The 10,373-nt window shown below is 63.5% G+C and carries 9 protein-coding genes; 8 read left to right on the plus strand and 1 reads right to left on the minus strand.

Annotation, left to right across the window (positions count from 1 at the left end; translation table 11 throughout):
* The first annotated feature begins 232 nt into the window (after positions 1-232).
* From P3H15_RS51400 to P3H15_RS51410, 3 genes are read left to right on the plus strand one after another with little or no spacing between them, the layout of a single operon-like run.
* Positions 233-1,222: a tyrosine-type recombinase/integrase gene (locus tag P3H15_RS51400; RefSeq protein WP_276144390.1), complete on the plus strand. Its 990-nt coding sequence runs from the start codon at positions 233-235 to the stop codon at positions 1,220-1,222.
* Positions 1,219-2,172 carry a tyrosine-type recombinase/integrase gene (locus tag P3H15_RS51405; RefSeq protein WP_276144391.1) on the plus strand — a complete coding sequence of 318 codons (954 nt, stop codon included), beginning with the start codon at positions 1,219-1,221 and terminating at the stop codon, positions 2,170-2,172. The genes P3H15_RS51400 and P3H15_RS51405 overlap by 4 nt, the downstream gene beginning before the upstream one ends.
* Positions 2,169-3,167 carry a tyrosine-type recombinase/integrase gene (locus P3H15_RS51410; RefSeq protein ID WP_276144392.1) on the plus strand — a complete coding sequence of 333 codons (999 nt, stop codon included), beginning with the start codon at positions 2,169-2,171 and terminating at the stop codon, positions 3,165-3,167. Before P3H15_RS51405 ends, P3H15_RS51410 begins: the two co-directional genes overlap by 4 nt.
* Here P3H15_RS51410 and P3H15_RS51415 read toward each other — a convergent pair.
* The gene (locus tag P3H15_RS51415; protein ID WP_276144393.1) at positions 3,142-3,870 is read right to left on the minus strand and encodes a hypothetical protein; all 729 of its coding nucleotides are present in this window, start codon (positions 3,868-3,870) and stop codon (positions 3,142-3,144) included. The two genes, P3H15_RS51410 and P3H15_RS51415, sit on opposite strands and share 26 nt — an antisense overlap.
* 847 nt (positions 3,871-4,717) lie before the next feature.
* On the opposite strand from P3H15_RS51415, the gene P3H15_RS51420 reads away from it, so the two are divergent.
* The 5 genes from P3H15_RS51420 (at position 4,718) to P3H15_RS51440 (ending at position 9,746) form a co-directional block, all read left to right on the plus strand.
* On the plus strand, positions 4,718-5,461 hold the full coding sequence (locus P3H15_RS51420) for a hypothetical protein (RefSeq protein ID WP_276144394.1): 744 nt from the start codon (positions 4,718-4,720) through the stop codon (positions 5,459-5,461).
* Positions 5,462-5,626: 165 nt separating this feature from the next.
* Positions 5,627-7,432: an AAA family ATPase gene (locus P3H15_RS51425; protein ID WP_276144395.1), complete on the plus strand. Its 1,806-nt coding sequence runs from the start codon at positions 5,627-5,629 to the stop codon at positions 7,430-7,432.
* A gap of 640 nt (positions 7,433-8,072) precedes the next feature.
* The gene (locus P3H15_RS51430) at positions 8,073-8,885 is read left to right on the plus strand and encodes a class I SAM-dependent methyltransferase (RefSeq protein WP_276144396.1); all 813 of its coding nucleotides are present in this window, start codon (positions 8,073-8,075) and stop codon (positions 8,883-8,885) included.
* A gap of 111 nt (positions 8,886-8,996) precedes the next feature.
* The gene (locus P3H15_RS51435; protein ID WP_276144397.1) at positions 8,997-9,554 is read left to right on the plus strand and encodes a DUF932 domain-containing protein; all 558 of its coding nucleotides are present in this window, start codon (positions 8,997-8,999) and stop codon (positions 9,552-9,554) included.
* Between the two features lie 36 nt (positions 9,555-9,590).
* Complete coding sequence (locus tag P3H15_RS51440; protein ID WP_276144398.1) at positions 9,591-9,746, plus strand: hypothetical protein; 156 nt, start codon at positions 9,591-9,593, stop codon at positions 9,744-9,746.
* Positions 9,747-10,373: the final 627 nt, after the last annotated feature.

A 10,373-nucleotide genomic window follows, 5' to 3' on the forward strand; every position in this document is an offset into this window, starting at 1 on the left:
GCAAACGATCTACCTGCGTAAACACGCAGATTCACGCTCATTACCCCAGATAAGAAGTCGGCATAACTCGAATTATGCCGAGGTCTGGGTTATGTCGATGTGGTTGTCTCGGCGGTGGTCGTCGTGCAGGTCAAGGGCTTCGGTGGAGGTGGACCACGCGGCATAACCTGGCAGCCGGGAGTCCGTTGTGTCTTTCTGATGGTGTTCATCATCCCATCAGAAGGAGAATGTCATGGTTTCGGAAAGCGGCACCGTTGCCGATGGGCAGGCGGTTCCGGACAGCGATGTGCTCGTTGAGTTCGGGGTATGGCTGGATCGGCAGCGCGGGTTGGCGCCCGTCACGGTGCACAACTACTGCTGGAATGTTGGGCGATTCCTGGAATCGCTGCCCGCCGGGTTGCCGCTGCGTTCTCTGGACGCGGCAACGGTCACGGCATTCATGATCGAATTTTGCCGGAACCGCAACACGAACTCGGCGAAGTCCATGGCCAGGTCGGTCCGGTCGTTTCTGCGGTTCACGCATGCTACCGGCGTGACGCCAGTGGGGTTGTGGGGTGCGGTTCCCGCGTCGGCGAGTTGGCACTTGGCGTCATTGCCGATGCCCCTGCCGCCAACGGATCTCGAGCGGCTGCTTGCAGTGGCCGCGTCATTCCGGTCCACGGCCCCGAGCCGGCGGGATTATGCGATCCTGCTGCTGCTTGCCCGGCTCGGGTTGCGGCGCGGTGAGGTCGCCCGCCTCGCACTCGAGGATATCGATTGGCGGGCAGGGGAAATCACGGTCGCGGGCAAGGGAAACACTGTCGAACGGATGCCCCTGCCGGCGGAACCTGGAGAGGCCATCGCCGCGTGGCTGACCGCGGGGCGGCCTCGATGCCGGACACGGGCGGTGTTTACGACACTACGGCCACCCGGACGACCCCTGTCGCCCGGGGCGATCGGTCACATTGTGGGGATCGCTTGCCGAACAGCAGGTCTCGCCCGGATCGGAGCGCATCGGCTGCGCCATAGCTTGGCCACGGATATGTTACGGGCGGGTGCATCTCTGCCCGAGGTGGGGCAGGTGCTGCGCCATCGCAGCGTGCGGTCCACGGCGATCTACGCCAAGGTCGATCAGGTGTCCCTGCGGCCGTTGGCGCGACCTTGGCCCGGCACGATCCCGGAGACGGGCCCGGATACCGGGGCTCGGAGTATGGCTCGACCGTGGCCCGAGGCTCGATCATGAACACGCTGCGTGAGAACGTCGCCGACTATCTCGTCATGCGCAGGGCGATGGGTTTCAAAGCCGAGGGCCTGGCCAAGTTGCTGATGAGCTTCGTCGGGTTCTGCGAGGCCAGGGGCGTAAACCACGTCACTAACGACGTTGCCCTGGAATGGGCCACTGCACAGATCAAGGTGCCCGTCCACGATGCCCTGTTCGCCCGCAGGATGGACGCGGTCCGGCTGTTCGCCCGGCACCAGCAGGCGTTGGATCCGGCCACGCAGGTTCCCCCGGAGACGATGTGCAACCGCCGATATCGCGCCCGGGAACCGCACATCTACAGCGACACCGAGGTCCACGCGCTGCTTGCAGCAACGGACACGTTGTCCCCGCAGTTCAAGGCGGTGACGTGGCGAACTCTGATCGGTTTGCTCGCCGCCACCGGGATGCGCCCGGGTGAGGCCTGCCGCGTCAGCGTCGACGACGTCGACCTGGACAACGGCGTGATCCAGGTCCTGGACACGAAGTTCGGCAAGTCCAGGCTGGTGTTCCTCCATCCAACCACGGTCACGCACGTGCGCCGCTATCTGCGGGTCCGCCACGACCAGCTTCCCGCCGCAACGCGGGCGTGTCCGATGCTCTTCGTAAACGGGCGACACACTGCACTGGACCCGGACAAGCTGGGCATCACCTTCAGACAGCTCCTCGCCGCGGCCGGAATCCCCACCATCGCCGGCCGCAGACCACCACGGCTCCACGATCTGCGGCATACCTTCGCCGTGACGACGATGCTCGCCTGGTACGACGATGGCCACGACGTCCAGGCACGACTGCCGCTTCTGTCGACCTGGCTCGGGCACGTCGATCCGGCCTCGACCTACTGGTACCTGCACGCAGTTCCCGAACTGCTCGATCAGGCGGTGCGCCGCCTCGAGACCCGAGACAGCGTGACAGTGGCAGGGGCGCAGTCATGACGGCGCCGACCCTGACTTCCCTGATCCAGGGGTTCTTCACTGACCGCCTGGTCCGGCAACGACAATCCAGCCCCCAGACGATCGCGGCCTACCGGGACTCGATCAGGTTGCTGCTGTTGTTCACCGCGCAGAAAGCCGCGAAGCCGCCGGCCCGGCTCACCATCGGTGACCTCGACGCAGCGACCATCGCCGCGTTTCTCGATCACCTCGACAGCGACCGGCACAACAGTACGACCACACGCAACGCGCGCCTGGCCGCGGTTCACTCCTTCTACCGATATGCGCTTCCGCTCATTCCAGAGCACGCGCAGACCGCAAGCCAGGTCCTCGCGATCCCGCAACGGCGATACGAACGAGCAATCGTTTCCTACCTGACCGAAACCGAAGTGGATGCCCTCTTGCAGGCACCGGACCGCACCACCTGGTTCGGGCGCCGCGACCAGGCCCTGCTGATCACCGCACTCCAGACGGGACTTCGCCTCTCGGAACTGATTTCACTGACCATCGACGACATCACCACCACGATCCCCGGCGCCGCCGTTCGCACCATGGGCAAAGGCCGACGGGAACGCGCCACTCCGCTGACCCGGCAGACCCTGGCAGTCCTACGTCCGTGGCTCAAGGAAACCTGCCCGCTGCCCGGAGCAGCGGTCTTCCCCACGAGGAACGGAACACCGATGTCTGCAGACGCCGTTCAACGCCTCGTCGCCAAGCACGCCGCCACCGCTGCGCACAGGTGCCCCTCGATCGCCGCCAAGAACATCACCCCGCACACACTGCGGCATACCGCTGCGATGACGCTGCTGAACGCTGGGGTCGACACCTCCGTCATCGCGCTCTGGCTCGGCCACCAGAGTCCGGCTACCACCCACATCTACCTCCACGCAGATATGGCCATCAAGGAGCGTGCACTCGACCGTGTGACCTCACCCACCACCACGCCCGGGCGTTACCGGCCCCCGGACACCCTCATCGGTTTCCTCGAGCAACTATGAGAATCAACCACACCACCCGGTTTATGCCGCGTGGGACCACCCGCGCCGAAACCCTCGACCTGCACGACGACCACCGCCGAGACCACCCCATCGACATAACCCAGACCTCGGCATAATTCGAGTAGCCGACCTTGCGGAGCTCGTCTTCCTTCTCCGCCTCGAAATACAGCGTGGTGACGTCGTACAACACAAGGCTCAGACAGCCGGTTTCGGCGGCGTACTCAAAACATCTCTTCGCGAATCGATCTCGGTAATCACGTGTCGCGCACCGCTTCAATGTGTTGGCGTAGGTGTTGCGGTGGACGGGCGTCATGCCGATCTCGCCGACGACTCGACTGGTGTCGCTCATCGACGTCGGCTCGACGAGTCGGCCGACGACCAACTGGAAGAACGCCTCGTCGTCGATCACGTCGAATCCCAGCCGGTGCCACGCCGCGGAGATGGCGTCGATCAGCCAGCGGGACCGCTTCGACACGATCACCGACCCGCGTTCCCCACCGCCACCGAGGTCGAGGTCGAGGTCGAGTTCCTGCTGGCCGTCATGCAACTTCTCGCGGGCGGTTTGCAGCAGGGCCGCCAACTCACTGTCGGTGTGGGCGGAGCCGAGGTGCTCGAGGATCTTGTGGCGGCCGCCGTCCTTTGCGGCGATCTGCACCGCTGTCGCACCCGACGCGGTCCGAACCTTGCGGATGTAGGCGGCCACGACTGGCGATACTACCGACCGATTAGTGCCCCAATCGGCCGACCCGCGATCCCGCTACCAGCACAAACTGTCAGCCAGTCCCGGACATCGCCGTCAACCTGTGCAAGTCAGGTGTGACTTTCCGGCTGCGAACCACGCTCGCGACGGACTCGGACGCTGCAGCGATCGAGACGCTGCACCGGTATTGCCGCCGCCCGTACCTGGGTTAGCGAGAGTGCCGCAGCAGATAGGGTGAGCTGTTCCCGCCTTGCGGTGAGGAGTTGATGCGAATGCTCGGCCTTGAGGTACTCGACTACTTGTAAGCGAAGGTTCAAGGTGCCGGAAACCTGGATACGAGCCAGAAGGACTCAAATCGCGATCGTGGCACCTATGACGTTCCGCCAAAGTGCCTTTGTGCTCGTGTACTGGCGCTACTCACTTGGAGGGGGCAACCATCATTCGCCGAACGATACCTTCTGATGCCGTTCCGTCATGATCGAATATTCCTCCGTCGTCGCATCGGAGTGTGAGGTGCACAGGTTGGGACGTCTGCGAGCGCCTTTAGTGCCCAAGCCCGTAAGTAAACCTCTACTGACACTCCCATCAACGGCGTCGGCCCGATACTGCCCACGAATCCTCGGATGCAAGGATCCTGTTGTGAGTATGGATAAGACGCGAGTTGTGGAGGGCTATCTTGAGTGCGGTGACCATCTTGTCGTCGCCGTAGATTGCCTCGGAAGGGACTACTCCACGCGTATCGCAGGGGTGGCGGTAACGGTCAGCATGCCCCGCCTGAATGGTTTGAACGACCGTTTGGAGGCACCGAACTGGGAGCACGGAGACGGCACGGGCAATCGACTGGGGGACGGTGACGTACTGGGAGGCGGAGGAGCCGCGGTCGGCACTTGTTCACCAAGCACGGTTCGCCTTTGAATCTGGCGATACCGATACCGAGGCCAGGGATGTAGCTTCTCGGGTTGCGGGCTCACTTGCTGAGTGGTGGGACCGCGCGTGTACGTGGCTGGAGATCTTCACAGAGCTTGACCTGGTCGCACACGGCCGCAGACGGCCGGAAGTGCTGGGCCCGGAGGCGATCGTCTGGACTCGTCGAGACGACGGTGAAGTGGGCGGCCTGAGTTGGCCGCGAACCATCGCGATGAGCCGACCTGAACTCATCGAAGTTCCCGGCTCCGAGCTGATGGAGAAGTGCTTCGCACGCGCAGGGTCTGGCTCCGAGCCGCCGCTCGAATGGATGTTCATTCGCGATGCCCGGTCCTGGCTGAACGGGAAGGAAACCAGGCGTGCGGTAATTGACGCCGCTACCGCCGCAGAGCTCGCATTGCAGCGCTCCCTTGACACGCTGCTGGTGGGTGTTCCCGAGGAAGTGAAGTCCGCGTTGGTGAATCGGTGTAATGGGTTGGCTGCGCTGAACCGGCTTGTCCAGGAACTTGGGGGAGCCCATGTTCCCGTCGACCGCCTGAACAAGAAGCTTGGACGTCTGCGGAACGCCGCCGTGCACGCTGGGAACACCCCCAGCTACGAGGAGGCGAGAGAGGCATTCACTGTAGCGGTGGAAGTAGTCGAGCAGGCGGTTTCCCGGTCGGATTTGTAGTCGACTGCGCCGGTAGCGGAGGTTCTCAACGCCCTTCCGACGGTGGTGGGGCCGGGTTCGTCGAAGCAACTACGCAGCCGCAGCTCAGCGTGGACGTGGTCAGGTCGGACCTCTTGTTAGGATGGTGAATCCGTCGCAGTCGAGCTCGTAATTATCGGAGTTAATGTGCCACCGACAAGTGAATACACACCGCTTCTGGCCGGTGTCGGCTTCGCCGGATATCGATCGTTCGCGTCATGGCAGGAGTTCCAATTCCCGACGAAGGTCACGGTGCTCGCAGGAATTAACAACAGCGGAAAGTCCAATGTCCTGCGGTTTCTGCAAGAGGTTCTGCCTGGATTGACGGCTCGTGCGTCTGGCGTCGTGCTCCCACCAACCAAACCGGAACTGGGCGACCTCGACAAGCCACGCGGTTTCGGCGGCGTGATTCCTCTTGAGGTGGGTCTGGCAGTCCCGCTCGGTTCCCGCGGTGACCGCCAGGATCCACGGAAGAACGGGAATACCCCCGGTGGTCTGTCGTCGAGCACTATCGAAGCCTTCCAAGAAGGTCTCATGGCGCTGCTCGCTGATCAGGACGACCTGTACTGGTCACGGTTCACTCTGGAAGACCAGAATTTCGAGCCAACGGCTGCACGGGTCGAGCAGGCATGGAAAGAGTGGCCGCTCTGGCAAGAGCGGCACGCCAACCAGGTTCTCAATGCGCTAGGTGGCGGCACCGTGGACACCGCGGATGTCATGAAACGACTCATGATTTCTATCGGCGGCTATGCGGCGCTCCCCAACGTGGTTACGATCCACGGCTCACGCCGGGTTGAGGACACCGACGAAAGTGACCACGATTGGCTCTCGGGACGGGGGATCATCCGAGCACTCGCCGCACTACAAAATCCACCCCATGAGCAGTGGGAGGACGCACGACCGAAGTGGGCGGCAATCAATCGCTTCGTGCACATGGTGCTGGGCGACCCCGACGCGTCTCTGAATATCCCGCACGACTTCTCGACTATCCAGGTCGAGACACCTCAGCGGGTACTCCCGCTGACGAGTCTCGGCAGCGGTGTCGAGCAGGTCATCGTGCTCGCGGCAGCCGCGACCGTCACCGCGAACTCGTTGGTGTGTGTTGAGGAACCGGAGACGAACCTGCACCCTCTTCTGCAGAAGAAACTCGTCCGCTATTTGACTGACGAAACCACCAACCAGTACGTGATTGCGACCCACTCATCGCACCTGCTCGACGACAGCAGGGTGACCGCTTACCACGTTCGACTCACCAAGGGCGGCACCGTCTCACAGCTGGCCCGCCGGCCACACGAACTGATCCAAATCTGTAACGATCTAGGGTACCGACCCTCAGATCTACTGCAAGCCAACTGCGTCATCTGGGTCGAGGGCCCCTCGGACCGGACCTACCTTCGACGGTGGCTTGAACTGATCGACCCCGGACTGGTGGAAGGTATCGACTATTCGGTCATGTTCTATGGCGGCAAACTCCTTGCACACCTCAGTGCCAGTGAGGACGCGCTCTCCGATTTCATCAGCCTGAGGCGCCTGAACCGCGCGAGCGCCGTCGTCATCGACTCCGATAAGAAGAGTTCCCGCGCGAGTATTAATCCGACAAAACGGCGAATCAAGGCGGAGTTCGAGTCGGATGAGCCCGCACCGGGTTTTGCCTGGGTGACAAAGTGCTACACGATCGAGAATTACCTCACGCCGGAGGTTTTGACGGCTGCCGCACAGAAGGCTCACTCCAAGATTCGATACAAGGCTGTTGGGCAGTGGGAGAACCCTTTGCCCAGCGCGAAGGAGAAAGGTGACCCGAAGTTCGACAAGATCGCTATAGCTGGGCTGGCGTCGGGCATGCTCACCGAGGAGCACCTGGACAGGTTTGACCTCAGAGATCGAGTTACCGAACTCGTTCGGTTCGTGAGATCGGCCAACGGTCTGTCAGTCGCTCCCGAAGAGGTTGGCTAGAGCATCCTCTCGTTTGGACCCCGTCCGGGAGGCGCTGCGTGCGCGGACGAGGTGACATCGGCGGGGTCGGGGCGGAGTTGGCGGATATCGTTGGTCGTCATCGCGGGTCTGCTGGGGTTGTTCTGTTATCTGCCGGCGGTGATGCTGTGGCATCGCTACGGCGAGGTTGTGCGGCCGAGTGTGTATCCGTACGGCTCGTTCACTTCGTTCGGGTGCTTAAGGGTGCGGCCTTTCTCGAGGATTCGCGCGATCGGGGGCGTCATCTCGACGATGCGGTGGTGTTGGCGTGCGCTATCGAGGACCCGGTGACGGATCGGGTGCGGATGCGGGGCAGTGATCGGCCGGGTCCGAGCGTTGGTGGAGGTGTTGGCCGGTCCGGATCATCGTTCGTGGCTGTCGGTGCCGGTGCCGGTGCAGCGCCGGCGGCGAGGGCGTGTTGCGTTGCTGCTGCTGGTTCAGGAGCCGTAGACAACAGCTGCTCAGCAGCAACGAAAGACACGATAGCGAGGCAACTCTGCCGACGGCGGCTCTGCCGGGCACGGGCGTGGGGTCGATTGCGGAACCCGTCAACGTGACAGTGCCGGATGGGGTAGTTGCCCGATGCTTCCCTCATCCCACGGCCTGGGCGCACGATGAGGTCATGACCATGTCCGGTGAATCTTCCGAGTCTTTCCAGATCCCCATCGAAGTGGCCGAGTTTTACGAGTCCGCGTTCGTCCCGGCGTTCTTCGCCCAGTGGGCGCCGATCCTCTGCGACGCTGCCGGCGTCGCGCTGGGACAGCGGGTGCTCGACGTCGGCTGCGGGACCGGGATCGTCGCCCGTACCGCCGCCGACCTGGTGGTACCCGACGGCACGGTCGTCGGTGTGGACCTGAACGAGGCGATGCTGACCGTTGCCCGGCGGGTCCGACCCGACATCGAGTTCCGCCAGGGCAACGCCGAGGCGCTCGCCTTCCTGGACGAGTCCTTCGACACGGTCCTGTGTCAGATGGCGCTTATGTTCTTCCCCGATCGTCCCCGGGCGCTCCGGGAGATGGCCCGGGTTGTCACGGTCGGCGGGACGGTGGCGGTCGTGGTCCCGGGCGCCCTCGACGCCCAGCCCGCGTTCGCACCCTTCGTCCACATGGCGGCCCGCCACGCCGGCACCGAGGCCATGTCGCTGCTGAGTACCTATTTCGTGTGCGGCGACGTCGAGGAGCTGACGGGCCTCGTCGAATCGGCCGGGCTGCAGGTCACGACCGTTCGCACGAATTCGGGCACCTACCGGGCGCCTTCGGTCGACGCGTTCGTGACTACCGAAGTCGAGAGCACACCGCTGCTCGAGCGGATCTCCGACGACGTGTACCGGCGCATCCGCGCCGACGCCCACGACGTTCTGGCACCGTTCACCACCCCCGACGGCAGCATCGAGGCGCCCTTCGAGTGCAACATCGTGGCGGCCCGCCGGCAATGAGCGACGCCGCCACCACCACGATCCGTCCCGCCCCGTCGTGGGCTGTGCGGCGCCGCGCCGGATCCTCGACCAGCGGCTCTACGCGATCCTGACCTGGCCAGGCCGGAACGGATGGACTGTGACCCCGGTTCTGATGTACTCCAACCACTCCTGACATTTGGGTGTCAGAAAGCATCCGTTTCACCCCCTCGGCACGGCCCCTCCCGCATCGGAATTCCCGGCGGATGTGGAGTCGATGACCGGGCTCGACGAGCAGGCGCGCCCGGTGCTGGCGCAGCCGTTGGCGGAGATGGTCGCGGTGGCACGCAGCGGGCGGCGACGTCGCTGGATGGGAGTGTGGCGACGACGTACGGGCGGACCGTGACGGCGACGGTGTGCGATAAGACGATGGCGATCGCGTTGGGGCAGGCGCGGGGTCAGCGGGTGAAGATTCGGCACAGCCGGTTGTCGGGGTTGCGGATGGAGGAGGCCCGGCGGGCGTTGAGTGTGGTGGAGGAGACTGCTGACGAGTTCGCGGAGACGTTGCGGCACCTGTTCTCGGTGGTGGTGTCGGATCGGCAGTGGTTTTCGTTCCTGGACGTCTGGTATTCGGTGCCGGAAGGAGGCGGGTCGCTCGTGCACGATCGCGTTCCGGGTGCGGGAGGAGTTGGTGGGGATGTACCGCCGTGATGTGCGGGCCTGCATCTGGCGAGGATCTGCGTTCGGGTGGTGCAGGCGGTGAACGCGTGGGCGCATCACGAGCAGCCGGCGAAGGGTGCCTCGTGTGCCGAGCGGAATCAGGGGGGGCGCGCGATCTCGGGCCGCTTCGACAAGTTCGACGCGGCTGTGGTGAGCACCCTGGAGAAGGTCGTCACGAGCTGATCCTTGCGCATTGCTGGCGGTCCGTATCCTGCGCGGGGTGCGGACCGCTGTGTGTGATGGGGCTGTGACCTGGTGTTCGGTTTGTGATGTGGGTGTGATGCAGGGGGTGGTGTGGGGGTGCCGGCGACCTGTTGGGGGGGCGCCGGGGTGCGGGCGCCGGTTTCGCCCGTTTCGATCTGATTTTGAAAGTTGTTGATTATCAATATTTTTGGGCAACTACTTGGTAAGTAGCAATTTTCAATAATTATGCACGGCAAATACTTTGTTAGATTCGTAATTTATTGCAGTACAATATATTTGGATGCTTTGAGTTCAAATGGTATATGCGTGATGCGGAGATGATTTGGTAGGCTGTGGGTAGACGGTGAAGGTGTCGGGCAGGGGAGCGGGCGACGAGTCCGGCACACCTGCGCGCGTCCCTAGCTTCGTTTCCCTGTCGGGAACGTTGCTCGTTGCACCGATCAAATACGAAGGTGAGAGCCTAGTTTCGAGAACGCAGAGGAGCGAAGCGACTCGGTCGACGGCAACGGGAACCGACCCACTGCGAGCCGCGCAGCGGCTCCCTGGCGGGGAGCGCAGCGACTCGCCCCGTCTCCCGGTGCGGAGCACCGGGGGACAGCGCCGCGG

Source organism: Rhodococcus sp. T2V (assembly GCF_029269925.1).
In the GTDB taxonomy this organism is placed as follows: Bacteria; Actinomycetota; Actinomycetes; order Mycobacteriales; family Mycobacteriaceae; genus Rhodococcus_F; species Rhodococcus_F koreensis.